Below are 26,465 nucleotides of genomic sequence, written 5' to 3'. Positions count from 1 at the left end.
CGCCGGCCGGCGTGCCCGGCCGGCGGCGTGGCGCCGCGATCCCCGGCCAGCGGGGTGGCGCCACTAGGCTCCAGGCGATCCGATCGCGTTCAGGCGGGCCACCTCGTCCTCCGAGAGCCGCAAGGCACCGGCCTCCACGTTCTGCGCGAGGTGCTCCGGATCGCCGGTCCCCGGGATCGCCAGCACATGCGGACCCTGGCGCAGGGTCCAGGCCAGCCGGACCTGCGCCACGGACACCCCGTGCGCGCGGGCGACGGCCCGCACCGCCTCGCGGTCCTGGGCGACCGGCCCCGCCTCGCGCCCGGCGCCCGCGATCGCGAAGAACGGGACGAACGCCAGGCCGAGTTCACCGCAGCGCCGCAGAAGTGCCCGGTCCTCGCCGGACGCACCGATCCCGTACGGGTTCTGCACGCAGACCACCGGGGCGATGGCCCGGGCCTCGTCCAGTTGCCCGGACGTGACGTGGGAGACGCCGAGGTGGCGAATGAGCCCGGCGTCGCGCAGTTCGGCCAGCACGCCGAAGTGCTCGGCGATCGGGCCGGTCCGCAGGCTCGGCGGCACGCGCAGGTTCACCACGTCCAGGTGGTCGCGGCCGAGTTGGCGCAGGTTCTCCTCGACCTGGCCGCGCAACTGCGCCGGCGAGGCCCACCACCAGGCGCCCGAGGGATCGCGGCCCGGCCACACCTTGGTGGTGACGACCAGGTCCTCCGGGTAGGGCGCGAGCGCCCGGTTGATCAGCTCGTTGGCGGAGCGCGTCGCCGAGAAGTAGTAGGCGGCGGTGTCGATGTGGTTCACGCCGAGCTCGATCGCCCTCCGGAGCACGCCGATCGACCGATCGCGGTCGCGCGGCACGCCGTGGCCGAAGGGCGCGGTACCCGTCAGGCGCATCGCCCCGAACCCGACACGGTTGACGATCCGGTCACCGAGCTGCCAAGTACCTTTGACAGGTGGGGTGTTCGTCGATGGACACATGACGTTGATCTCCTCTTGCGGTGAGAAAACGAAGAACTCATCGGTGGGCGCCGCGCGTTCGGGTCGCCAGGCAGGACGAGAACCTCGAACCGGGCCCACCGGCTTCGGGGCAGACAGGCCCCGGGCATGAAAAAAGCCTCCTCGGCGGATCGGGGATCCGTGCCGAGAAGGCTTGCGTGACGGGACCCATTCTAGCAGGGCGGGGGCTCCGCCAACGCGGCACCGGGCAATGGTGTCGGCCTGTTGCCGCGCCCCGGCTCGGATCAGCCCTGCGGCACGGACACGCCGTGCGTCCGGTGCGCAGGTAGTCGCGTCGTGCCCACCAGAAAATCAGGCGCACCGCCACGCCGCACGGGCGTTGTCCGCGTAGGACTGCGCCTGCTTCGAGATCTCGTCGGCTCGCCGGTCCGCGGCTCGGGCCGCCTTCTGCGCGTAGTCGTAGTGACGGCAGCCGCAGCAGCTGCTGTCGCAGAGCATGTGACCGCATTGCGACTTCGCGCTGGAGCCGCCGGACCGCCGACTCCGCGCCAGTTCCTCGATCTCGTCCGGGCCCAGGCGCTCCGCGTCACGCCCTGGTTGCCGCAGACGGCCCTCGTGGGCACGGTCGGCCTCTCGCTGGCTCCGGGTCGATACCGTCGATCATGTTCGGTAGGCGGCCTGGCACTATGGATCGATGCCCGCATCCTTCGAACGTCCTGTCATCGCGCAGCGGAACCTGGCGGTGTTGCTGCGCGGTTTGGCAGGCAACTCCTCCGCACAGCCGGAGATTCTTGTTCGCCTCGCGGAGGCGAACATCGATCGAACCGAGCTCGCGCGGCGCCGTGACCTGCCCGCGCAGGCCGCGGTGATCCTTGCCGGCGATGAGGATGCGAACCTGCGGTCGGAGCTGGCCGCGCATCCGAATCTCCCGGCCGAGGTCCAGATCGTCCTCGCCCGAGACGTCGACTCGCGGGTGCGCGGCCGGTTGGCGGAAGGTGCCGAGTACTTCACCACCGTCGGCGTGCACGGGCGGCATTTCCCGGGGCCGTTGTCACACGAGGTCTACGAACTGCTGGCCCGAGACCCGGAGCCGAAGGTCCGCCGTGCCCTGGCGTTCAACCGCCACCTGCCCGACAACATCCGGGCCGGCATGCTCGATGATGGGGATGCGCGAACGGCCGCCATCGTCGCCGCCGAGTGGAACCCTGCGCCGACCGCCCGGATCGGCGAACTCCTTTCGCAGGCCACCGGTGCCTTCGACCGTAAGATGCTCTTGCTCCGCCTGGACGGTCCGCTTCCCGTTGAGGCTGCCCGCGGCATGCTCGCCGACATCGAATCCTCCGCAGACCCGGCGCACACCGCGGGGCTCCTGCGGCAAATCGCCGCGACCGCCGACCTGGACGCCGATCTGACCGACCGCTTCCTGACGGACCCGCAACTGCGCGTTGCGGTTGCCGCCAATCCGACACTGGACCCCCAGCATGTCGCGGCTCTGGCACACGATCCCGACAACGAGGTCCGCGCGGCAGTCGTCGCACGCCACGGCCTCGACCCGGTACTGCGTGAGTCGGTATCGGTCGAGTACGACGACCGCAGCAGCGGAAACGCCGTCGAGTGGCTGCTGGCCGAAGACCTGTCCGAATCCGATCAGGTCGCCTTCGCGCGAAGCCGTCACCAGGTCTTCCGCAAGACGCTGGCCATGCGCACCGATCTGTCTGACGAGGCCGTGGAGATCCTCGCCGCCGACGACAGCTTCGCCGTGCGGCTGTTCGTGTGCGAACGCCAACCGAACGCCCCCGGTTGGTTGCTGGCACGCATTGCCGCCGACTGGAAGAGCTACAGCCGCTGGGACATGCTCGCCCACAAGAACTTCCCTGCCGATGCCGCCACTGCCCTGGCCCGCTCCGACAACCCGCATGACCGGGTCGTCGCCGCAGCACATCCCGGGCTTCCGATCGAAACGATCGAGGCGCTGCTGGCAGACCACGCCGACTACGTACGACGTCGAGCAGCGACCAACCCGTCAATCCCGACCGACCGGCTGATCACTCTCCTCGAGGCCGACGAGTCGGCCGTCGCCTCCGGGGCGGCCGCGAACCGGACGCTTCCCGTCGTGACGATGCACCAGGTGCTCGATCAAGCCGCGCTGTAAGGATGTGACGCCCGTTGACGGGTGTCTACTGGTGTGACCGCCGGCGGAGGCTCAGCGGTAGCCGCTGACCCGGATCATGGTCCGGTCGGGATGAGGGAGCTGACCCGGTTCTCGCGCTCGCGGCGGGCCTTTCCCTGGGCCGGAACCGCGGGGGCCCCGGACGGCCGGCGAAACCGCCGCCACCGCCACCGCCACCGGGGGCGCCCAGGACGCCGTCGAGCGACCGGCAGCGGGCGCGGAGCCGGCGGTGCACGGCGGGGACGGCACTGACCCACGTGCGTCCCGTCCCGCATGGTCAGACTCGCCCCATGGTGCGACGCTGGAGGGGAGAGGTATCCGTGGGGCCACCGGGAGGACCTATGGGACGCGACGTTCCGGCGCAGGTCTTCACCCGCGAGGACCGGCGCCGGTACCGGATCAAGATGCAGGAGTGCCTCGACGCCTTCGCGCAGATGCTGCGAGAGGCACGGTTCGACATGGAGCGGCCCCAGGTCGGCCTGGAGATCGAGCTGAACCTGACCGACACCGAGGGCGAGCCCACGATGCGGAACGCGGACGTGCTCGACGCCATCGCGGATCCGGCCTGGGACACCGAGCTGGGCCGCTTCAACCTGGAGATCAACATTCCTCCCCGGCGGCTGATCGCGGGCGGTCCCGACGCCTGGGAGGACGAGATACGCGCCGCCCTGAACCACGCGGACGAGCGTGCCAGGTCGATCGGCGTCCATCTGATCATGATCGGCATCCTGCCCACGCTGACGGAGGAGGACGTGGGACCGGAGGCCCTGTCGGAGAACGCCCGCTACCGGCTGATCAACGAGCAGGTCTTCGCGGCACGCGGCGAGGACCTGCTCATCGAGGTGGACGGCGTCGACCGGCTGCGTACGTACGCGGAGACCATCACGCCCGAGGCCGCGTGCACGAGCACGCAGTTCCATCTCCAGGTGTCGCCCGAGGAGTTCGCCGACTACTGGAACGCGGCGCAGGCGATCGCCGGGGTGCAGGTCGCCCTGGCGGCCAACTCGCCCTTCCTGTTCGGCAAAGAGCTGGCGCACGAGACCCGTATCCCGCTCTTCGAGCAGGCGACGGACACCCGCCCGCAGGAGATCAAGGCACAGGGAGTACGGCCCCGGGTCTGGTTCGGCGAGCGGTGGATCAACAGCGTCTTCGATCTCTTCGAGGAGAACCTGCGCTATTTTCCGGCGCTCCTGCCCCTGTGCGAGGACCAGGACCCCACGCAGACGCTGGACCGCGGGGACACGCCGGAGCTGTCCGAACTCACCCTGCACAACGGCACGATCTACCGCTGGAACCGTCCGGTCTACGCCGTGGCCCGGGGCAGGCCGCACCTGAGGGTGGAGAACCGTGTGCTGCCCGCGGGCCCGACGGTCGCCGACACGCTCGCCAACGGCGCCTTCTACTACGGGCTCACCCGCGCCCTGGTGGAGGAGGACCGGCCGGTGTGGTCTCGGATGTCCTTCTCCGCCGCCGAGGACAATCTGCACGCGGCCGCACGGCACGGCATCGACGCCCGGCTGTACTGGCCGGGGGCCGGTGAGATACCGGTGCCCGAACTCGTGCTGCGACGGCTGCTGCCGCTGGCGCACCAGGGCCTGGAGCGCACGGGCATGGACGAGGCGTGGCGGGAGCCGCTGCTCGGCATCATCGAGCAGCGCTGCGTCAACGCGCGCAACGGCGCCGTCTGGCAGAAGGAGATGGTGCACCGCTTCGAGAGGTCGGACCACTGCGGCCGTCACGAGGCACTGCGGCGCATGACACGCCAGTACATCGACTACATGCACCTGAACGCGCCGGTGCACACCTGGCCGGTGGACTGACGCACCGCCGCAGCACATGGCCGGTGAGCTGAAGCGCCGCCGCGGCACGATCCGGGACGCCTCAGCACACCTCAAACACGCCCAGGACGCCCAGGACGCCCAGGACGCCCAGGACGAAAGCCCGGCCAACCGCCCGCCAGGATCAGCCCGTTGTCATCTCGGTCAGCGTCTCGCGCACGATCCGCACCGCGGCTTCCGTGTCGGCCCGGGTCACGTCCAGGTGGAACACGAAGCGCAGCTGACCCGGGTATCCCGCGCAGAGCAGGCCACGACGGGCCAGCCGGTCGCGCAGCTCGTCGGTCTCGACGCCGGGGGCGGACTTCGCGAAGACCATGTTGGTCCCGCTGGGCTCCATGGTCAGGCCCTCGACGTCCTTGAGGCCCTCGGCGAACAGCTCGGCATGGGCGTGGTCGTCGGCGAGCCGTGTCACCTGGTGGTCGAGCGCGTACAGCGCCGCGGCCGCCAGCACTCCGGCCTGGCGCATCCCGCCGCCCAGCACCTTGCGCCAGCGCCGAGCCTCGGCCACGAACTCCCGTGACCCCACGAGCGCCGAGCCGACCGGCGCGCCCAGGCCCTTGCTGAAGCAGACGGAGACGCTGTCGAAGTGGCCGGCGATCTGCCGCGCCTGCTCGTACGGGTCGCCTCCGGCGGCCACCGCCGCGTTGAACAGCCGCGCCCCGTCCAGATGCGTGGCGAGTCCGTGGTCGCGGGCCACGTGCGTGGCCGTCTTCAGGTACTCCACCGGCACGGCCCGGCCACCGATGGTGTTCTCAAGGCAGAGCAGCCGCGTGCGCGCGAAGTGGGCGTCGTCCGGTTTCACGGCGGCCGCGATGTCCAGCGGGTCCAGCGTCCCGTCGGCGCGGTGGGACAGCGGCTGGGGCTGGATGCCTCCGAGCACGGCGGCGCCGCCGCCCTCCCAGCGGTACATGTGGGCCATCTGTCCGGCGATGTACTCGTCCCCGCGGCCGCAATGGGTCAGCAGGGCGCACAGGTTGCTCTGTGTCCCCGAGGAGACGAACAGCGCGGACTCGAAGCCGAGCAGTCCGGCGATCCGCTCCTGAAGCGCGTTGACGGTCGGATCGTCCCCGAAGACGTCGTCGCCGACCTCGGCCTCGGCCATCGCGCGGCGCATCGCCTCACCGGGCCGGGTGACGGTGTCGCTGCGCAGATCGATGAGGCGGCCGGGCTCACCCCGGACGGCACCGGCCGTGTTCGCGGCACGGGAGACATCGGCGGCTTCTGCGGCATCCGCGGCACGGGCGGAATCAGTGGTGGACACACGCACACTCTGCCATGTCAGGAGGGGGACAAGGGCGTGCGGGGTTCGTTCCGCGTTCCGGTCGGGGCACGTCCGCCGTACGCGTACCGTTCGCCCGCCGTACGCCTTCTCCGTGTCTCCTTACCGGTGGCCGTGAACACGACAGGGTGCAATCCCGCGTACGGCTGCCATTCTGTGTGTCCACCTCGTTCTCGACCCCGGTTCGCACGCCCGGCCTCCCGCTCCGACAACGTTGTCTTCCGGGTGGGGCCGGAACCCTGCGTGCGAATGAGTGACGCTGGAGAGGTCCCGTGCCCATCAGAACCCGTGCCCCCTTGCCCCGCGTGCCCCGTACGAGGACCGCCGTCGGACGTCACCGGCCGCTGCGCGCGACGGTCGTCACGCTGCTCGCCGGCGCGCTCGCCCTCGCCGGCGCGGCGGGTGGCGGGACGGCCGCGGCCGTGCCTCGCGCCGCCGGGCCCGTGACGTCCGCGGCCTCCGTGGCACCCGGCGGGACGACCGGCGGGCCGCCGCACGGCACCGACTACACGAAGCTCGTCGACCCGTTCGTGTCGACCGCAGGCGACGACGGCAACGACCTCCCGGGCGCACAGGCGCCCCACGGTCTGGCCAAGGTCAACCCGATGACCACGCCGGGCCGCAACCACTCCGGGTACGACTACGACGAGAACCGCGTCGCCGGGTTCACCGCCACGGACCTCGACGGCGTCGGCGGCTCGGGAGGCGGTGGCGACCTGCTGGTCGTGCCGACCTCCGTGCGGTACGACCGGCGCCCGGCCCCCGGCACGTACGCCCACGCCTCCACGCACGACGACGAGACCGCGACACCCGGGTACTACCGGGCGGGACTCGGGTCGGTCTCCGGGACCGGTGGCTCGGTGACACGGGACTCGGGAACCATCGAGGCCGAGGTGACCGCGACCACCCGCACCGCACTGGAACGCTACCGCTTCCCCTCAGGGGCGAACCCCGAACTGGTCCTCGACCTGGCCAACAACTTCACCAGCCGCACCCGTTCCACGCTCAAGGCGACGACGCTCCCCGACGGGACCACCTCGATCACCGGCCTTGTCGCGGGGTCGTTCAACGGCGCCTCGTACCAGCTGTATTACTACGCCACCACGAACATCCCCGTGACCTCGCTGAAGAGTTGGGGCGGTGACGGCACCCTCAGTGACGCCACCGCGCGGACGGGCGCCGACACCGGCGCCGTCCTGGGCTTCGACTCGGCCGCGGGCCGCGACGTCGAACTGCGCATCACCCTCTCGCCGGTCAGCGCGGAACAGGCCGCCACGGACCAGCGCAACGAGGTGGGCGGGCTCACCTTCGACGAGGCGGGCGCCCGGACCCGGGCGGACTGGAACCGCGCGCTCGGCGCCGTCGACGTGCGAGCCTCCGCGACGTCCGACCCCGGGGCGACGCTCACCAAGGAGTTCTACACGCACCTCTACCGCATGTACGCGCTGCCGGTGAACGCCACCAGCACCAGTGGCACGTACCGCGGCGCGGACGGAGTGGTGCACCGGACGAACGGCTTCACCTATTACGACGGTTGGTCCACCTGGGACGACTTCCGGAAGTACTCCGTGGAGGCGTACATCGACCCGCCCACATACCGGGACATGGTGCAGTCGCTCGTCGAGCTCTTCGCCGACGCGCACACCGCGGGCAAGAACCCGGGCAGCCTGACCCACTCGGTCCCGACCGTCCGCTGGGAGCGCTCGGCCGTGCTGGTGGCCGACGCCCTGTCCAAGGGATACAAGGACTTCGACCGGCTCGACGAGGCGTATCCGGCGTTGGTGTCGTACGCGGGGACCTACACGGACGCGGAGTTGCGGCAGGGGTACATCGCGGGGGATCCCGGGACGACCGTGCAGCGCGGCTACGACCAGTGGGCGCTGTCCGTCATCGCCCACGCGCTCGGCAAGGACAGCGACGCGAAGCAGCTGCGCGCCCGGTCGACCATGGCGATCGACCACCTCGTGAAGTCCGGTGCCTGGACCGCGTCCGACGGCACCGAGGTCGGGCTGCTCACCCCCCGCGCGTCCGGCGGTGACTGGCAGAGCGCCGACTACGAGAAGTTCGAGGCGGCCGGGCTCTACCAGGGCACGCTCTGGCAGTACCACTGGTACGACGCCTACGACATGGGCGGTCTCATCGAGGCCATGGGCGGTGCGAAGGCGGGCAAGGCCGCCGTGGAGCACCTGTTCGGCGAGGACTCCGGCGCCGACGACGGTTCGACCATGCTGCATTCCAACGCGAACGAGATCGATCTCCAGGCCCCGTACCTCTTCAACTACGTCGGCGAGCCGAGCCTGACGCAGAAGTGGGTGCGCGCCATCTACACCGGCTCGACCTGGAACCGCTACATCGCGACGGGCTCCTCGAACGAACTCCCCAGTTCCGGCGGCGAGTTCCGCCCGCCGGTCAGGACTCAGGTCTACCGGCTCTCCCCGAAGGGCTTTCTGCCGACCATGGACAACGACGCCGGCACCATGTCGACCATGTTCGTCGGCGCCGCCCTCGGGCTGTTCCCGGTGACCGCCGGCTCCAGCCAGTTCCAGATCGGGAGCCCGTTCTTCGACTCCACGACCATCCGCTACGCGAACGGCGCCCGGTTCACGGTGAAGGCCCACGGGGTGTCGCCCGACCACTACTACGTGCAGAGCGCGCAGCTCAACGGCAGTCGGTTCTCCGACACTTGGCTCGACTACGCGCAGATCGTCTCCGGCGGGACCCTGGACTTCACCATGGGCTCCAAGCCCTCCGGGTGGGGCGCGCGTACCCGGCCCGCGTACTCGCTGAACACGGACCCGGGTTACCCGGGCGACGGCACGGCGACGGGCAAGGGCGTCACCGTCGTCTCCCTGCGACCCGGCAGCCTCGACACGAAGGCCGACGGCTCCGTCCACCACAGCGTCCACCTCATCCTGTCCAGGCCCGCGTTGTTCGGCGCCCGCAAGGGAACCAGCCTCACCGGCACCGGGGCCGCCACGGTGACCGGGCTGCCGGACGGACTCACGGCGGACCTGCGCGTCAGCGGGCGGCGCACGGCGGAACTCATGCTCACCGGCAGCACGAGGACCGACGCCCGCCTCGGCCTCACGTTCCAGGACAATGCCTTCGGTCACGGCGTGCGGGTCTCGACCGTGCGCGGCACCGGTGTCTCGCCGACCGACCCGCTCCTCGTGTCGGCCGCCGCGCCGCACCGCGAGGCGCTCGACGCGTTCGTCGGCCAGGCGGAGTCGGTACGCCGGGCGAACTACTCCGACAGCTCGTGGAACGCGTTCCGGTCCGCCCTCGACCGCGCGCGGACGGTCCTCGCGGACACCGCGTCCGCGACCGGCACGTTCATGGCGGCGGAGGACGTACTCCGGTCCGCGGCCGGCGCGCTCGCCATCGACGAGGGAGGTTACGCCGTCCTCCAGGCCGAGGACCCGGACCAGAAGGAGGGCCCCTCCCTCGTGAGCGAGGCGTACTACTCGGACGGCGACCTCGGCGGTGTCACCGAGGGATCGTGGGAGCGGTTCACCCGGCTGGACTTCGACGGGACCGCACCGCGGAGCGTCTCGGTCCGGTACGCGAACGCGCAGGCGACGAGCGCCAGGCCGAGCAGCGTCGACATCCACGCCGGTGCCGCCGACGGCCCTCTCGTGGCCACCGTCCAGCTCCCCGGGACGGGCGGCTGGCAGTACTACGGCACGGTGCGTGCGGCCGTCACCGACCCGGAGGCCCTGCTGGGCGCGGCGAGCGCGACCTTCGTCTTCCACGCCCCCTCCGGCCAGTCGTGGGTGTCGAACTTCGACTGGTACCGGTTCTCGCCGAACGACGCCTCCCCCGTGGCCTTCGACGCGACCGCGTTCCGCTCGAACAGCGGCGGCGGCCTCAAGAGCGAGGCGGCCGGCTGGAGCGGCGCGGGTTCCGCCACCGACCTCGGCGGCACCTACGACGGGGCGTGGCTCGACTACGGGGACCTCGACTTCGGTGACTCCGCCAAGAACACCGTCACCCTGACCTATGTGAACAACTCCGCCCGCTGCGGCACCGGTTCGGTCGTCCAGATCTACCTGGACTCCTTCGACGCGGCCTCCCCCGGGACGCCGTACGCGACGGTCCCGCTGCCCGTCACGGGAGCCGCCTGGTCGTCCGGGGGAACGGCGAGCCTGACGCTGCCCGAGGCGGTCACCGGCACCCATGCCGTCCATCTGCGGCTGGTGACGACCCCCGACTCCTCGCACCCCTACGTCGCCAACCTGGGCCGGATCACCTTCGACCAGGTGGACGCGCCCGCCGTCACGGACACGTCCGGCCTGCGGAAGGCGATCGAGAGGTACGCGGGACTCTCCGGTGAGGCGGAGCGCTACGACACGATCGACTTCGGGGTGTTCGAGCGCGAACTCGGCGCGGCGCGCGCCCTCTTGGACGCGGACGGCGTGACCCAGCTCGAAGTCGACGCGCAGACCCGGCGGCTGAGGCTCGCCGCCGAGCAACTGGTCCCGCTCCCCGGCTGAGACGGAAGCACTCCGGCAGGGAGCGCGGCGCTCCCCCACTCCCCCGTTCCGCGCCGACGGACACCCGCCGCGTGCCCTCACGGCGCGGCCGGTTCCGCCGGGTCAGAACCCGATGGCCTCCCGCAGGAGCAGGACCGTGCCGCGCCCCGGGTGGGGTTCCGCGTTGAGGACGAGCAGGCGGTTGAGCGCGCTGGGCACGCCGTAGACCTTCTTGGCCCGCTCGTCCTCCAGTGGGACGCAGTACTCGCCGACGCGGCGCAGCGCGGTGTCCAGGTCGGAAACGACCTTCTGCGCCCCGACGACCCAGATCGCGCGGGGGGCGGAGCCGGCGAAGGCGGGCAGCTGGCTGCCGCTGGCCGAGGCGGCCACGAGGGAGCCGGTCTCGGTGACCGCGCAGACGCTGCCCACCACGACGTCGGGGCAGGCGATCATCCGCCAGATCTCGGCCATCTGCGTGGCGCGGTCCATGGTCAGCCCGCGTGCTTTGACGGAGTCGTACCGCCCGCTTTCGTTGATGTCCGCTTCGATGCCGGACAGCCGCAGGGTCTCACTGGCCACGGTGAACACGGCGCTGCCCTCGGGGATCAGGTCCTTGACCCGGGCGCGTGCCGCGGCGGCGTCGTCGAGGATCTCGACGTCGAAGTTCTTCTCCTTGAGCGCGGCGGCCACCCGTTCGAGCAGTTCGTCGGTCGCCGGGGCGGTGAACGGTCCCGGCGAGGGGGTGCTCGGTGTCGACGAGGCGGTGATCGGTGTCGGGGCAGTCATGATGGCTCGGGCCTTCCTGTCCGCTGGATGATGGGTCGGCTGTTCCGGTCCCATCGGTTCGACAGGACAGCCCCGCGGAATGTGAGGCGCGGCTCCGGCCTCACATTCCGGTGCGCTGTCCTGTCGAACCTGTGAGAGCGGATGCGACCGAGGGAGCTGTCGGCACCATGACCACCCGATCCGAACCAGAGGACGTCCGGCCCGGTCCGGGCCTGGACGCGGTGATGAGCGAGCGGCGTCATCTGGTCAACCTCGCCTACCGGCTGCTGGGTTCCCTGACGGAGGCCGAGGACGCCGTCCAGGAGACGTACACCCGCTGGTACGCCATGTCCCGCGAGCAGCAGGACGCCATCGAGTCCCCGGGCGCCTGGCTGACGACGGTCGCCAGTCGCGTCTGCCTGAACGTGCTCGGCTCGGCACGGGTCAGGCGCGAGACCTACGTGGGTGAGTGGATCCCCGAGCCGCTGCCCGGGCGCACCGAGTGGATCAGCGGGCGGACGGGGGGCGCGAGCGTCGACCCGGCGGACCGGGTGACGCTGGACGAGTCGGTCGGTCTGGCGTTTCTGGTCGTGCTCGATGCGATGACCCCGGCCGAGCGCGTCGCGTTCGTGCTGCACGACGTCTTCTGCCATTCCTTCGCGGAGGTCGCCGACATCGTCGGCCGTACCCCGGCGGCCTGCCGCCAGCTGGCGTCCTCCGCCCGCCGCCGGGTCCGGGCCGCGCGGCCTTCCGTGACGGCGACCGGAGGGCGCGCCGATGTCGTCGGCGCCTTCAAGGAGGCGTGGGAGGCCAAAGACATCGACGCCCTCATCGGTCTGCTCGATCCGGACGCCACGGCGGTCGCCGACGGCGGCGGACTCGCCTCGACCTTCCTGCACCCCATCGAGGGCGGGGAGCGGATCGCGCACGCCTGGGTCGAACTCGCCCGCCGCAGGCCGGAAGGCATGACCCTGTTGGAGCGTACGGTCAACGGCCGGCCCGGCCTGGTGGCCCGGCAGGACGGTGTCACCGTCACGGTGTTCGGGTTCGAGGTCGCGGGCGACCGGATCCGGCACATCTGGGTGGTGCGCAACCCGGAGAAGCTGCGTCGCTGGACCGCCTGATGACCGTCGGCCGGCCCGCCCCCGAGGCGGGCCGGCCGACGGCCGGCTCTACGCCACGTGCAGGGTGTAGCGGCCGGAGGTCCGCGCGGTGAGCCGCCAACCACCGGGCCTGCGCTCCAGCCCGATACCGGTGAGGCCGCTCTTCTCGACCTCGGGACGGCCCGCTCCGGGAACCCAGACGTCCAGGGTGCCCGTCCCGTCACCCGCCAGCCGCAGGTCCCGCTGCGTGAGCGAGGACCGCAGCGAGGTCAGGCGGCCGGGCGCGCTGCGCGGGTAGGCCTGGGACAGCGCCGTGATCTCGAAGGCCGCGCTCGGCAGCGGCTTGCCTTCGGGGCAGGTGTACAGCACGACGCCGCCACCCGAGGTGGTCGCCGCGGGGTCGTTCTGCGGATCGCCGCAGGCCTTCTTCCACACCCAGATCGCCGAGCCCAGCAGGTCGGTGTTCTGCCGTCGCAGGAAGCGGTCGAACCGGGCGCGGAAGTCGTCGGGTTCCCCGAACCAGCCCCACTCGCCCGACCACAGCGGTGCCCCGTAGGCGCGGGCGGTGCGCTCGGCGGCGGTGTAGCCCTGCTCGATCGAGGTGAGGGTGACGCCCAGGCCCTGGTCCATGGTGATCGACTCGCTGTACAGGTGGGGCGAGAAGACGAGCAGCGGGTCGTCGGCGAACCCGGCCGGCGGGGTGGTGTCGAAGCCGAGGCCCGACCAGAGGATCGAGGGCTCGAAGAACACCAGGTGGTGGAAGCTGCCCGGCACCTTCGACTCCGCGGTCCGGATCGAGGTGATCGCCTGCTGGTAGAGGCGTCCGAGCAGGATCGAGGAGGTGACACCGGGGGCGTTGCCGGGGCCGGGCTCGTTGAGGAGGTCGTAGCCGGCGACCGCGGGTTCGTCCGCGAAGGCGTCGGCGAGGTGGCCCCAGGCGCGGGCGAACTCGGTGCCGATGCCGTCGGTGTCGTCGTAGAGGTTGGTGAACGCCTGCTGCACATTGGGGGCGAGGTCGCGGCCGAGGAAGCCGCAGGCCTTGGCGCCTTCGGTGCGGGTCGCCCACTTCGGGGCGCCGTCGTTGCCGAACTCCGGTGAGGCGTTGGCGCGGCACCGTGTTCCCGGTGCGGCGCTGACGTACTTCGAGAACGTGTCCTGGTGCAGGTCCAGGACGGTGTGGATCCCATGGGCGGCGGCCTGGTCGACGGCGGTGCGCACCCGTGCGAGATACGCCTCGTCGAAGTCGCCCCGCTTCGGCTCCAGGGCCGACCAGGACAGGGCCAGACGCTGGACGTCGAACCCGTACCGCGCCATCAGGGCGTAGTCGGAGTCCTCGAGCGGCCACACCGTGGGCTTGCCCGGGTCGGGCTGTCCGTAGTCGACGAGCTGGTTGACGTTCACGCCGCGGAGCAGCACCTGGCGTCCCGTGCTGTCACCGATGACCGGGTCCTGCCCCTCGCGGCGCAGCACGGTCAGCGGCAGCAGTCCGGTCCGGTCGCCGAGGGAGGCGGCCTGTCTCGGCGCGTCGACGGCGGCGACTCCCGTCACCGATCCCGGTGCGAGGGTGCCTGCGGCGAGGGCGAGTACGGCGGCGATCGCGACCGGCGGTGCCCAGCGGACGGCGAGGGCGAGGCCGCCGCGCTCGGCCGAGGCCTCCGTACGGCGCCTCCACGCCAGCTCCGCGACCCAGGGCACGCACACGACGCCCGCGCACACGCCAGCCGTCGCGCCCTCGGCGACGTGCGCGAGCACCGACGCGACCGGGAACAGCGCTCCGCCGAAGCCGTTGAGGATCCCGTCGAGAAGCCACAGGGGCGCGAATCCGAGGACGCCCGCCACGGTGAGGGTCGTCGCGAGCGACCACAGCGTCACGCCGGTGCCGGCGCGGGACAGGCCCGGTGAGACCACCCGGCGCCACAGCCCGATACCGGCGAGGACGGCCGCGGCCCCGGTGACCAGCGTGGCCGTGCCCAGGCCGCCGGGTATCGGGCCCGCGGCCCAGGCGAATCCGCCGCCACCCGCCTGGAGCGCCACGGCGGCACCGGCCGGCAGCCACGCGAACCCGGCGATCCCCGCGATCCCGGCGACTCCGGCGCGGCCGGTGCCGGCGATCCCGGCGGTACGCCCGACGCGCTCGTCACCGTCCTCGCGCGCTTCGCCTTCACCGCGCGCCGCGCCGGCACCGCTTCCGCCGCTCTCGTTGCTCTCGCCGCGCTTGTTGCTCCTGCCGCTCTTGCCGCTCTGGTCGCGGAAGCGCCCGACAGCGATCCTGTAGGCCGCCGCGGCCGGGCCCGCGACCAGCGGCCCGAACACCGCGTACTTCGCGCCCGTCATCCCGCATTCGGCGAGCAGCGCCCCGGCCGTCGGGAACAGGTGCAGTCCGCCCGGACCGGCGATCGCCAGAAGCAGCACGCTGTAGGCCAGCTTGGCCAGGAACGCGACCAGGATCAGGCTCGACCAGACGGCGCCGAAGACCCACCGCGCGGTCGCCGCCGGGGCAACTGCGCGCACCAGCCGGTGGACGGCCAGCGTGCTGCCGCCGATGAGCAGCGGCAGGAACACCACGGTGGCCCAGGCGGGGCTGGTCGCGCCGTCGGGTACGAGTCCCGCGTCCGGCCAGTTCTCCGGAGCGAACAGCCCGGTCCCGTCGGCGTAGCCGAGAACGGCGCAGAGGACCGCGAGGACGACCGCGGTGGTGAGAGAGGCGGTGTGGCCGAGCCGACGGCCGCCGCGCTGATCATCGGCAAGGAGCATGGATGCAGAAGATAGAGCAGCCCGAAGGTCACGCGGAAGGCCTGTGAGCAGGAATTTCTTCGAATCGACGGCGTCTGGTCCAGACCGGGCCGGGCGGTGGCCCGGTGCCGTTCCCGCGGCGTCCGTACACCGGAGCGGGCGGCGGGAGCCGAACTCGCCCTCCGGGCTGGGGAGTCACCGGATCCGGCACTCCCCTTCCCCGCGCCGGAAAGGCCCCGGAGGGACCGCCGGCCGTCCCCCGGGGCGCCGGATCACAAGGTGGACACGGTGGCGCCGACGGGGACGGCGAGGATGCCGGGGACGGCGGGGACGGCGAAATCAGTCGAGGCAGAACTCGTTGCCCTCGATGTCCTGCATCGGGATGCAGGACTCGTTCTCGTCGTCGGCGAGGAGCGTCCGCACGTGCACCGCGCCGAGCGCGACCAGTCGTGCGCATTCGGCCTCCAGCGCCGCCAGGCGCTCCGCGCCCACGAGTCCGGTGCCGACCCGTACGTCGAGATGCACCCGGTTCTTGACGACCCTGCCCTCGGGGACGCGCTGGAAGTACAGCCGCGGTCCGGCGTTTTCGGGATCGACGGCCACGAACCACGCATCCCGGTCCTCGGGCGACTGCGAGCTCTTGAACTCGTCCCAGGTGGCGAACCCCTGCGGCGGCGGTGGCACGACGTATCCCAGCACCTCGCACCAGAAGCGGGCGACACGCTCCGGTTCCGCGCAGTCGAAGGTGACCTGGACCTGCCTCACGGATGACATCTGATCACCGTATCAGGGCAGCCATGCCGCTCAACTTCTTTATGGAGCGGCTCCGTTGCCCCGCATCGCGCGCCCCTTCTGCCCCGTATCCCGTGCCGCATTGTCCCGGTTCCCTCCCGGAATTGTCCGTGATCCGTAACAGGCGGATCCCCCGGCGGACGACGCTCGTCCTGCCAGGTGGTCGGGGGACGACCGGAGAACTGCGCGAGAGTGGGGCGGACATGGCACGGCACGGCAGCAGGCGTGGCTGGTACGGCAAGGTGGCCGGGGCGGCGCTTGGGGTGACATTGCTGGCCGCCGGCGCCTCGATGTGGACCGCTCAGGCCGGCGCCGTGCACGGCCCGTCGACCCGCCCCTCCTCTTCGGGCGCCCGGGCCGCCGTCAAGCCGGTCGAGGTCACCATCGCGCACTCCTCGGACAAGGGACCGCAGGGCGTCAACATCACCATCGACGACGGACCCGACCCCGTGTGGACCCCTCAAGTCCTGGACGTGCTGCGCGAGTACGGGGTGAAGGCGACCTTCTGCATGGTGGGCACGCAGGCGCAGGCCCACCCCGACCTCGTGAAGAAGGTCGTCGCGGCCGGACACCGGCTGTGCGACCACTCCGTGTCGCACGACACGACGATGGACACCAAGCCCGAGGCGTACCAGTCGCGCGAGATACTCGACGCCGAGCGCATGATCACCAAGGCGTCCGGAGGTGTGCGGCCGATGTACTACCGCGCGCCCGGCGGGGCCTTCACCCCCTACAGCCGCAAGCTGGCCGCCTCCCGGGGCATGCGGCCCCTGGGCTGGAACGTGGACTCGAAGGACTTCGAGCGGCCGGGCACGGACGCGGTCGTCGCCACGGTGCAGCGGGAACTGCCCAACGGCCCGACCATCCTGTTCCACGACGCGGGCGGTGACCGCTCCGAGACCGTGCAGGCCCTGCGACGGCTCCTCCCCTGGCTCAAGGGGCAGGGTCACACCTTCGGCTTCCCGGTGCGCTGACCCCCGCCCGCGGCCGAGCCTCAGGGGTGGTTCGGGTTGATCCACACCGCGTCGAAGTCCCGCGGGGTGAACGTCGACGGCCAGCCGACCCACTCGTCCGCGGTCTTCAGCGGATAGCCGCTGTCGACCGTGAGGGTCAGCGGGTCGGCACGGACGTACATGTCCTCCTTGAAGAGGTACGCCTTGCCGTTGGGGAGACGTACGGCGTCGTCGATGTCGAAGCCGAGTCCCGCGTCGGCGAGGCTCGGCGCCAGGGACGCGATCGGGTCCGGGCCGGTGATGATTCCGCTGGAGGCGTCCCCGCGCAGGCACATGTCGTCGTGGAAGAACCAGCACGTGCCGTCCCCCACGTCGAGGGCGCCGTCGATGTAGTTCTCAAAGCCCGTGCCGGTCACGAAGTTTGACCATCCGTCCGTGAGCGGCCACGGATAGGGCGGTTCACCCACGAGGTCGGAGATGTTGTTCGCCGCGATGTCGTACCGGACGTACGTGCCGGCCTGGTAGAAGTAGACGTATCCGGCGCCGTCGTTCACGGCGGCGTCGATGCCCCGGTCGAATCCGCGCACGGCCATGCTTCCCCAGTTCGCGCCGATCGATTTGACGTATTCGACGGTTCCGGGATCCGGGTCGAGCGCGTAACGCGCATAGCTGTCGCCCTTGATGAAGTAGACCTTGGCTCCCATGGCACGCACCTTCTCGGAGGCGTCAAATCACGGCCGTTCAGCTGCGATCCATGGTTCTCTCCCGTGACAGGACACGCAAACGCAGTAGCGGAGCGGGGCGCCCGTCCCCGCAACGGGAACGCCGCCCGGCTCGGGGCGGGAACTGGCCTGGTTCGCCGTACGGTTGCGGATCACCAGCCAGGGGAGCAGGCTTTTCTTAGGTGCCGGGTCGACGAAGAGGTCTGTCGTGACCGTGACGATGCTCGACTTCCTGGAACCGCTCCTCCCCGACGCTCTGGCCCGTATCGTCCTTCCGGCCGACATCCGCGGGCTGCTCGACCACCTGGCGCCCGACCCGTCCGCGCCGGCCGGTCCTGTCACGGGCCCGTTCTCGGGAAACCTGAGAGCGACGGCCGACGACTCCGCCGGCGGTTTCGCCCGGCTCTCCGTCACTCCCCTCGGACCCGCGATCCCTTTCACGCTGCGGCTGACCGGACCGGTGGCCGCCCGCACCGGCTTCGAGTTGGACCTGATCCCGGCGAGCGGACTGCTGAAGCTGCCGGCCGCCTGCGGGCCGGCCTCGGTCCAGCCGGATCCCGTCACCGGCGGGCGCCGGCTAGTCGCCGATCCGGCGGGCGGCACCGTCGCCCTCACGCTCAACGGAACGGATCCGCTGGCCATTCGGATCGAGGGCAGCGCCGGTGGGATCGCCCGGCAGGGCATCGTCGCCCTCGACGCGGCAGGGCAGGGACTGTTGACCGTCGGGACGGCACCCGACGCCTTCCTGCTGGGCGGTCAGGGTTTCGGGCTCCATCTGCCCGGTGGGCTCACGGTCGACTCGTCGCCGTCGCTCGCACCCCCGCCGGGCCCCGCCGGCACGGGCGGGCCGCCGCCCTCCGAAACGCCGGGCTGGCAGGGCATCGCCGTCCGGGGAGCCGAACTCTTCCTGCCCGCGAGCACTCCCCTGGTCGGCGCGGGGCCGATCCCCGTCGACCTCGACCTCGGCACACCGGTCGGTCTCTACGGACGGACCGAGGTCCGTGTACAGGCCGACGGACCGCGCCCGGCCTTCGACGCCACCGTCGTCTGGGACGACCCGGGTGCCACCTCGCTCGCCTCGGCACTCCCGGCCATGATCGAGATTCGCGTCTCCTGGAGCCCAGACATCACACCGGGGCCGCCCGGCGCCGGGTCGATCGAATGGCTCGGCGGGCGCCCGCTGCGCGTGACCGGCCGGTTCACCCGCAGGTCCGGCAGCGGCGACTTCGACTTCGGTCTCGTCGTGGAGGCCGAAGGCGACCAGGGGCTGCTGGTCGTGAAGGGCCCCGGCACGGCCGGCATGGTCGTCGTCACCGCGGCCGCGGTCGCCGCCGCCTTCATGGCCGACGCCGACCCGCCGACTCCCCAACAGCCCCGGTACGACGGCTTCGGCGCGACGCTCCACGCGCTGCTCGTGGCGGCAGTGGGGCTGAGCGCCTTCACCGAGAACGGCACCGTCACCGTGCACGCCGTCGAGGTGGACTCCGGCTTCTCCCCCGCCGGGACCATGCTCGGCCTGCGGGTCGACTACAGCGTCGACGTGCTGGTCAAGAGCATCGACCTCGGATTCATGAGCATCGGCATGAAACCCGACGTGCCGATGCGCCTGCGCTATCGCAACGTCCGGCTGCTGGTCGACTTCGCCCAGCAGGGACTCGAACGCTTCCACCTCTCCTACGGCGAGGCCGACGTGGACGTGGAGGACCCCGGAGGGTGGCGGGTCGACTCGCCCGGAACCCTCAAGGACCTCTTCGATGTGCTGGGCAGCCGCTCCGGCCACGGCTCCCAGTGGTTCGAGATCGACCTCCGCTTCGCCCTCGACCTCGGTCCGGTCAAGGTCAGCGGCGCGACCGTCCGTGTCACGCTCGCGCCGAGCGGCGCCCTGCACCCCCAACTGCGCGGCCTCGACGCCGCCTTGGAGATGCCCGGACTGTTCGAGGGCGAGGGAAGGGCGTCACTGGGTGAGGGCGAGCTTGACCTCGCCCTGGCCGCCCGGATCGTCCCGCTGAACATCGCCACGGCCGCCTCCCTCACGTACAAGCCCTGCGGCTCGGGCGCGAACCAGCTGGTCCTCTCGCTGCGGACCGACCTGCCGGGGCCCATCCCGCTCGGCAACAGCGGACTCGGTCTCTACGGGCTCGGTGGCGTGTTCGGTGTCCACGCGGCGCTGCCCCGTCCCGGCCCCGGCGTCGATCCGGTCCTCTTCCAGCTCCGCCTCGACCCGTTCAGGACCGACGCCTACACCTGCGCCGACGGCAGCGTGTTCGGACTCGGCGCGGTCGTCGGCACCGCGCCCGACCTCGGCTTCACCTTCAGCGCCAAGTGCGTCCTCGTGATCGGGCTGCCGGACGTCGCCGTGCGGGCCTCGCTCCAGGGCCGGTTCCTCTCACCCCGCGTGACGATGACCGAGGACCTCGGAGAACCGTCCGCCGGCGGCAGCCTCGTCGGCGCGCTCACCGTCGACGACGACGGCGTCACGGCCGCGCTGCGCGCGCACTACGAGGTGCCGGTCCTGTTCACCGCCGACGCGCCCTTCGGTGCCCGATTCCCCGCCCGGGGGCGCGACTGGTACGTCAGGCTCGGCTCGGACAACGTGCTGGGGCGCGGACCGGGACCGCTTCAAGTACGAGTGCTGCCCGACTTCTTCCCCATCGGCGCGTGGGCCTATCTGATGGTCGAGGGCGACGGGATCCCGCATCTGGGCGGCGACCCCGCGCTGTCACCGGCCGGGTTCTCGCTCGGCTTCGGCGCCGGGTTCACCGCCCGATTCGGCATCCCGCTCATCCACGTCGACGTCAGCGCCTCCGTCCTGCTGGCCCTCGGCACCCGGCCCGTCCTGCTGGCCGGCGTCGGCCACCTGTCCGGCAGCCTGCATCTGGGGCCGGTCTCCATCGGCGCCAGTGCGGAGGTGACGTTCCAGGTCGCCCCCGAACTCGGCGACACCTGGATCCAGTTCAAGGTCTGCGGCGAGGTCGACCTGTTCTTCTTCAGCCTCCAGGGCTGTGCCGGCGTCGAACTCGGCACGAAGGGCGACACGATCCCCGACCCGGTCGACTGGCCGCTCGAATCGGTCGCGCTCGCCGACCACCGCTACACCACGACGGCCGTCGCCGTACGGTCCGAGACCCGGCCGCCGACGGACTCCCTGCCCACCGTGTGGCCGGACGCCATTCCCCTGCTCCAGTTCACCACCGGACCGGCCGACGGCCTTCAGCCGGGCCCCTTCAGCGCCGATCTGGCCTGGGCCGCCGCCGAGATCGGGGACGGAGTCGTCGGCAACGACCGGATCAGCCACACCTACACCCTCACCTCGCTCGATCTGACCGCGGTCGACCCCGCGACCGGTGCCGAGACACCGGTCGACGGGCCGCTCGACGCCGCCTGGCAGGACATCAAAGCCGGAGCGCCCGGGCAACGCGGCGCGCGCGAACTGGCGCTGCTCACCTGGGAGTCGGCCCTGTGGACGCGCAAACTGGCCGACGGCGGCGCCCTCGATCCGAACAACCCCGCCCCGAAGATCGCACACCGCTGCCGCACCCGGTACGAGCCCGACCCCGGATGGGCCCTGGGTGAACTCGGCGTCCGGCACGGCCCGGGAACCCCGTGGCGGCTGCCCACCGAGCCCGCGACCAACGCGTACGCCTCGGTGTTCGACGCGGGTGTCGACGCCGTCTGGGGCCACGTCCCCCTGGACGACCCGACCGCGGGCCTGTTCCCGTACACCTTCCCCCTGCGGCTCGGCACGCCCGTCTCCTTCGATGGGCAACTGACCACGGCCGAGCGCCCGTTCACCGGTGCCTTCGCCCTCCCGCACGTGGACGGCCTGCCGTACGACAGCGACCCGCAGGAGAGCGCTCCCGGGGTCGGAGAGGTGTGGATCGACGTCTTCCTCGCCTTCTCCGAGGAGCTCAGGGACCCGTGCCTGATGCTTCAACTGCCCTTCTGGCCGGACGGGTTCGCGGACCGGATGCAGGTCGCGCTGCTCGGTCCCGACGGTTCGTCGACGCCGTTCCCGTACACGCCCGCGGACGACCGGCAGGGACGCGGTGACACGTTCGTCCGGCGCTACGAACTGCGGGACGGCACGGAGTACACGGGGGTCCTCCTGAGCTACCACCCCGCGCTCGCCCCCCAGGTACTGGGAGTCAGGGCCGTCACCCACAAGGCGTGGGAGACCGCCGAGGCGTCCACGTCCGCGGCCGGGCAGGCCGGGAGCACCGCGGCGGCGAAGGCGGCCGCCGTCACCCCGCAGCCGATGCTGCGGCCCGGCACCGTCTACCGCCTCGACGTCGGCGTCGACGGCCGGGGCCGGCGCGACGGCAAGGACGGAAACCCGGTCCACCACACGGACCGCTACTGGTTCCGTACCGCCGACATGTCGGGGCCCGCCCCCAGCGGCGGCGAGCAGTACGTACAGGGCCCCACACCGCCCACCCCCGCGTCACGCGCGCTGGCCAGGAACCACTACGGCGCCTTCGTCGCCGCACCGAGCGTCCACCGGCGGACCGACCGCTTCGACCCCGTCTACCTCCAGCGCTACGTCCTGTCCTGGATGCCCCGGGACAAGGCCGGCGCCTGGTTCCACGGCGACCCCGTCGGCGTCCAGCTGGAGGTCGACCACGTTCCCGATCTGGCGGCCGTCTACGACCACGACACCGTCGTACGGGTCCGCCGCACGGACCCGACCAAGGGGCACCCGGACCCGTTCGAGGAACAGTCCTTCACGGCCGCGGGGCATCTCTGGAAGGCCGTCGTCTCCGAGGCGCAGTCACCGGCGGACCGGCTGCTCCAGAAGGAGCTCGGCGCGTACGGTGGCTGCGCCTATCCGAAGCCCGGCGCGACGGCGGGCGGCAGACCCACGCTCCAGCCGCTGAGCACGTACGAACTCTCCCTCGCCTTCCCGTTCCTCGATTCCGGTGGCACCGGGGACACGGGCGGCGCGGAGATCCGCGGCGGGATCTTCGGCACCTCCCGCTACAGCGGTCCCCCGGAGCTCCTCGAGGACCTCGGCTTCACGCATGACGGCACCGGAGGCGGGCTCGCCGGTGATCTGCGGGCCGTGAAGGTGCCGATGCCCCCGGGCGACACCACGGCGGACGGCGGTCTCGAACAGGCCCTCGTACGGCTCGGGATCGACCGGCTCGCGGCCGTCCGCTCCGGACGCACGAGCGCGCTGTGGGTGGACCAGGGCGGCGTCTGGGCCCTCCACGGCGTGCTGGTGGAAGCGCCCGAACCGGTGCACAGGACCGACTCCCTCGGCATCAGCGGCTACGGCGGACGGCTACGGGTGGGCGGTCTGCGCTGCGGTCCGCACGCCTTCGAGACGGTGATCCGCAGCGGTTCGGGGGACCGGCTCCTCTTCCTCACCGCCGGACCGTTCCGGCCGGCCGGTCCGCTCGCCCTGTCCGTGACGGTGCAGGACGTACCGCTGGAGACCGCCACCACGGCGACGACGGCGGACGTCGTCTGCCCCGTGCCGACGACGCCCGGTTTCGCGGAGGACCTGCCATGAGCACCCCCATCGCCCCGCCCTCGCTGTTCCGGGCCGGCGCCCTCGCCGCGAGCGACACGACCTGGCTGGCCGAGGGCTTCCACCTCCGTGTGCGGGTCAGTCCCTGGCTCGGGTTCCCGCTGCACCCCTTCGCCGCCTGGCGGTTGTCCGGCTTCGAGACGGAACGGACGCAGGTCGTGTGGCGGGACGTCCGCGGACAGCGCCTGACCGTCCCGTTCGAGCTGGAGGACGCCGGCGGGCGGGCCGAGGGCTGCCTCTTCGGCGTCCCCGCCGACGACCCGTACGTCTGGGCCGAGGTCTCGGTGCCCGACGACCGGGGGCTGCGGATGGACCTGCTGGACGCGAACCGCACGGCGGGCGGGGGCGACCGGGTCGTCGCCACCCGGACCTCGGCGTCCTACCGCTTCGGCCACACACCCGTCGTCCGGCTGCGGGCGACCGGCGCCGGAACCATCGGCGAGACCCTGGGCGTACGACAGTCGTCCGTGAACCTGTCGGGCCTCGGCGACCTTCGCCCCGAGGTGTTCGGGCTGCCGATCGAGCTTCCGCCGTACTGGTACGCCCCTGATCCGCGCACCTCCCCGCGGGGCGCCGCACGGGACCGTGTCGCCGCGGCCGTCCCGCCCCGGCTCGGCCCGCCGGACGAGTACGGTCCTGACCCTTCGGGACCCGATCCCAGCGCGGACACCGACAGGACGATGGAGCGGATCGGGCCCGAGTTCATCGACCCGTGGCTCTCCAGCGGCTGGAGCGATCCCGCCACGGCACCGGCCCTCGCCTCCTTCGGCGATCTGCTCACCCTGGACGACGGCCGGACCGGCCGTGCCACGGCCCCGGTGACCCCGTCGCTGCTGACCATGTCCGTGGACCCGCAGACGGCCCGCTATCTCGGGCTGGCGACCCTGGTTCCCTTCGGCTCCACCGGACCGGTCGAGGACTGCAACCTCTGGCTCGTCGCGGCCCGCTGGGCGGTCCAGGAACGGCGCGTGGTCCGGGAAGCGGGCAGTGCCTTCACCGGACCGGTCACCCTGGGCGACGTGCTCGGACCCCCGCCCGCACTGCCCGGCGGCCTCGACCAGACGCTCGACGCCCTCTTCCCCGACGCGCCCGACCTCATCGCCGGCCTTTCGGACGTGGACGGCGGTGACTCCGGCCCCTGGACGTGCCGCACTCTCCTGACCCTCGCTGTCGCCCCGGGCGACGCGCAGCAGGACCCGCCCGACCCCTTCCGGCTCGCCGCCGACTCCCCGGGGGCCTGGAATCCGCGGGAGAATCCCGGGCGGCCCGGACCCGAGAGCTGGCGGCAGACCCTGTCCCTCGGCGACGAGCCGGCCCGGGGCATGGTCGGATGCGTGCGGACCGCTCCAGGACCCGCCGCGCCGCTGAACCGATTCGAGCCCCCGCCGGGCGAGGGGTACGTCAGCCGCGCCCTGGCGCTCGTACCGAACTGGGCCGGCAACAACCGCCGGACCCTGGCCGACGGGGCGGTCCCCGCCGACCCCGACGGCGCGGGCTGGCGGGTGTGGGGCGCCGACGAGTTCGGCCAGTGGTCCGAAGGCTCCGATCTCACCGCACCTCTGCCGGACCGGCCCGCCCCGCCGCCGCCCGTAATCGAGGCGACCTTCGACGCGGACGCCGACGACGGGACGAGCGCGCCGCGCGTGCCCGGCACGCTCCGGCTGCGCTGCGCCGTCCCGGACTCCGGGCACACGGCCCCGGGCGGCTCGCCCGTCCGCGAACTGTGGGTCGAGGCCGACGGGATCGCGCTCCCCGCCGAATCCGTCGCCGAGAACCAAGTGGTGCTTCTGGAAGCCCGGCCCACGGCCTTCGCCGTCGGACAGCGGCGCGGAGTCCCGGTCGTCGCCTGGTTCGTCGACGCCCAGGGCACTCCCTCGGCGAAGTCCACCGTCCTCGTGGCCACCCATGACGCCCGCTCCCCGCACAGCGTGCCCACATCGCCGACGCTCGTCTGGACCTCGGGGGCGGACTCCACGGGCACGGCCGAACTGTCGCTGCGCTGGCCTCCGCGAACGGGCGCGGCCCGCTACCGGGTCTACCTCGGTGACGCGCGCCGTCTGGCCGGGTCACTCGTCCCGCCCGTCGCCCTCCCCCCGGCCGATTCCGTCAGGGCCGCGCAGGCACAGCGGCTGCACGCCGTCCGCGACCGTCTCACCGACAAAGGGGTGTTCACCTTCCTCGGGGAGACCGGCGGTGCCACGGAGGCGGACGGCACGGTCCACTACTCCACCCGGCTGCCCGGGGGGCTGCGCAGCGTCCAGTTCGTGCGGATCGTCCCGCTCACGGCCGGTGGCGCGGAGCCGCCGTTCGCGACGTGCGGTCTCGTCCCGGTCGCCGTCCCCCGGGCCGACCGGCCGCAGCCGCCCCTCGTGGACGCCGTCACCGCCCCGGACGGCGGGCTGACCCTCACCGTACGGGCCCGGGGGCTGCGGACCGAACTGCTCGCAGGGGCGGCGGGCCGTGCGCCGGAGTTCCGGATCCGGCGTACCCGTACCGGTGCCGACCGTCGGTTCGCGCCGGTGTGGACGACCGGGGAGCTGACCGCACCGGTCGACGGCGCGCCGTGGACGGCGCAGGTGACGGTACCGGCGAGCGCGCTCAGCCCCTTCGCGCACACCGACTGGTACGCCGAGGTGCGCTACCCCGCCGAGCCGTCCCTGCCGCCGGGGACCGCCGCCGTACCCGTCGACGGGGGCGTGGAACCCGTATGGGGAGCGATCGGGGACGACGCGGAGGGGACCTGGAGCGAGCCGTCCCTGCCCGCGGTGTCCCTGCTGGTTCCGGCGGGTCCGCCGACGGCTCCGGCCGCTCCCGTGCTCACCACGGCGGCGGACGGTTCGGTGACGCTCGCGTTCAGCGGCCTTCCGACCACGCATCCCGCGTCCGTCAGCCCGTACCGGCTGGAGATCTACCGGGGCGCGCCCGACAGCGTGCCGCGGGAGCTGGCGGTTCTGTCCGTCGCCTCCGACGCCCTGTCGTGGCAGGACGCGGCACCGGTTCCGGCGTACGCCCGCTATGCCCTGGTCGTCGTGGACCCGCTGGGCCGACGCAGCCCGGTCACCGAGGCGGCCGTGAACGGTCACGTGCCCTAGGACCGCGCCGCAGCGGACCGGTCGCGGCAGCGGCCCGGAAGCGGTCTGCTTCCGGGCCGCTGTCG

Annotated in this window: 14 protein-coding genes; 7 read left to right on the top strand and 7 right to left on the bottom strand. The window is 72.1% G+C overall.

Translation table 11 applies throughout. From position 1 onward, the window contains the following. Positions 1-63: 63 nt before the first annotated feature. Together WJM95_RS32250 and WJM95_RS32245 are read right to left on the bottom strand one after the other, a co-directional pair. Complete coding sequence (locus WJM95_RS32250; RefSeq protein ID WP_339134171.1) at positions 64-972, bottom strand: aldo/keto reductase; 909 nt, start codon at positions 970-972, stop codon at positions 64-66. Positions 973-1,302: 330 nt separating this feature from the next. Further along, complete coding sequence (locus WJM95_RS32245) at positions 1,303-1,449, bottom strand: hypothetical protein (RefSeq protein ID WP_339134169.1); 147 nt, start codon at positions 1,447-1,449, stop codon at positions 1,303-1,305. 196 nt (positions 1,450-1,645) lie between these two features. On the opposite strand from WJM95_RS32245, the gene WJM95_RS32240 reads away from it, so the two are divergent. Both WJM95_RS32240 and WJM95_RS32235 read left to right on the top strand, forming a co-directional pair. Then, positions 1,646-3,103 carry a hypothetical protein gene (locus tag WJM95_RS32240; protein WP_339134167.1) on the top strand — a complete coding sequence of 486 codons (1,458 nt, stop codon included), beginning with the start codon at positions 1,646-1,648 and terminating at the stop codon, positions 3,101-3,103. A 359-nt stretch (positions 3,104-3,462) separates the two neighbouring features. Next, on the top strand, positions 3,463-4,941 hold the full coding sequence (locus WJM95_RS32235) for a glutamate--cysteine ligase (RefSeq protein WP_339134165.1): 1,479 nt from the start codon (positions 3,463-3,465) through the stop codon (positions 4,939-4,941). Between the two features lie 142 nt (positions 4,942-5,083). On the opposite strand, the gene ltaE is transcribed toward WJM95_RS32235, so the two are convergent. Beyond that, complete coding sequence (gene ltaE / locus WJM95_RS32230; RefSeq protein WP_339134163.1) at positions 5,084-6,220, bottom strand: low-specificity L-threonine aldolase; 1,137 nt, start codon at positions 6,218-6,220, stop codon at positions 5,084-5,086. A gap of 290 nt (positions 6,221-6,510) precedes the next feature. Here ltaE and WJM95_RS32225 point away from each other — a divergent pair, with 290 nt between their 5' ends. Next, positions 6,511-10,731: a glycoside hydrolase domain-containing protein gene (locus WJM95_RS32225; RefSeq protein ID WP_339134161.1), complete on the top strand. Its 4,221-nt coding sequence runs from the start codon at positions 6,511-6,513 to the stop codon at positions 10,729-10,731. A gap of 102 nt (positions 10,732-10,833) precedes the next feature. Here the strand turns inward: WJM95_RS32225 and WJM95_RS32220 are convergent, their stop codons facing one another. Further along, positions 10,834-11,496 (bottom strand): LUD domain-containing protein, encoded by a 663-nt coding sequence (locus WJM95_RS32220; RefSeq protein WP_339134159.1) that lies wholly within the window; start codon positions 11,494-11,496, stop codon positions 10,834-10,836. A gap of 167 nt (positions 11,497-11,663) precedes the next feature. On the opposite strand from WJM95_RS32220, the gene sigJ reads away from it, so the two are divergent. Then, positions 11,664-12,599, top strand: coding sequence for an RNA polymerase sigma factor SigJ (gene sigJ / locus WJM95_RS32215; RefSeq protein ID WP_339134157.1), 936 nt, complete (start codon positions 11,664-11,666; stop codon positions 12,597-12,599). A gap of 48 nt (positions 12,600-12,647) precedes the next feature. Here the strand turns inward: sigJ and WJM95_RS32210 are convergent, their stop codons facing one another. Together WJM95_RS32210 and WJM95_RS32205 are read right to left on the bottom strand one after the other, a co-directional pair. Further along, positions 12,648-15,332 carry a cellulase family glycosylhydrolase gene (locus WJM95_RS32210; RefSeq protein ID WP_339134155.1) on the bottom strand — a complete coding sequence of 895 codons (2,685 nt, stop codon included), beginning with the start codon at positions 15,330-15,332 and terminating at the stop codon, positions 12,648-12,650. A gap of 318 nt (positions 15,333-15,650) precedes the next feature. Next, entirely contained in the window at positions 15,651-16,085 is a 435-nt protein-coding gene (locus WJM95_RS32205; protein ID WP_339134153.1) for a VOC family protein, read from the bottom strand. A gap of 221 nt (positions 16,086-16,306) precedes the next feature. Between WJM95_RS32205 and WJM95_RS32200 the strand changes: the two genes are divergently transcribed. Next, entirely contained in the window at positions 16,307-17,077 is a 771-nt protein-coding gene (locus WJM95_RS32200) for a polysaccharide deacetylase family protein (RefSeq protein ID WP_339134151.1), read from the top strand. Between the two features lie 20 nt (positions 17,078-17,097). Here the strand turns inward: WJM95_RS32200 and WJM95_RS32195 are convergent, their stop codons facing one another. Further along, on the bottom strand, positions 17,098-17,760 hold the full coding sequence (locus tag WJM95_RS32195; protein WP_339134149.1) for a hemopexin repeat-containing protein: 663 nt from the start codon (positions 17,758-17,760) through the stop codon (positions 17,098-17,100). Between the two features lie 226 nt (positions 17,761-17,986). Between WJM95_RS32195 and WJM95_RS32190 the strand changes: the two genes are divergently transcribed. Together WJM95_RS32190 and WJM95_RS32185 are read left to right on the top strand one after the other, a co-directional pair. Continuing rightward, positions 17,987-23,290, top strand: coding sequence for a hypothetical protein (locus WJM95_RS32190; RefSeq protein WP_339134147.1), 5,304 nt, complete (start codon positions 17,987-17,989; stop codon positions 23,288-23,290). Further along, entirely contained in the window at positions 23,287-26,400 is a 3,114-nt protein-coding gene (locus WJM95_RS32185) for a hypothetical protein (protein ID WP_339134145.1), read from the top strand. The genes WJM95_RS32190 and WJM95_RS32185 overlap by 4 nt, the downstream gene beginning before the upstream one ends. Positions 26,401-26,465 lie beyond the last annotated feature (65 nt).

The organism is Streptomyces sp. f51 (genome assembly GCF_037940415.1).
Lineage (GTDB): Bacteria > Actinomycetota > Actinomycetes > Streptomycetales > Streptomycetaceae > Streptomyces.
Note: the sequence above shows the minus strand (reverse complement) of the source record. Positions and strands in the feature narration are given on the sequence as shown.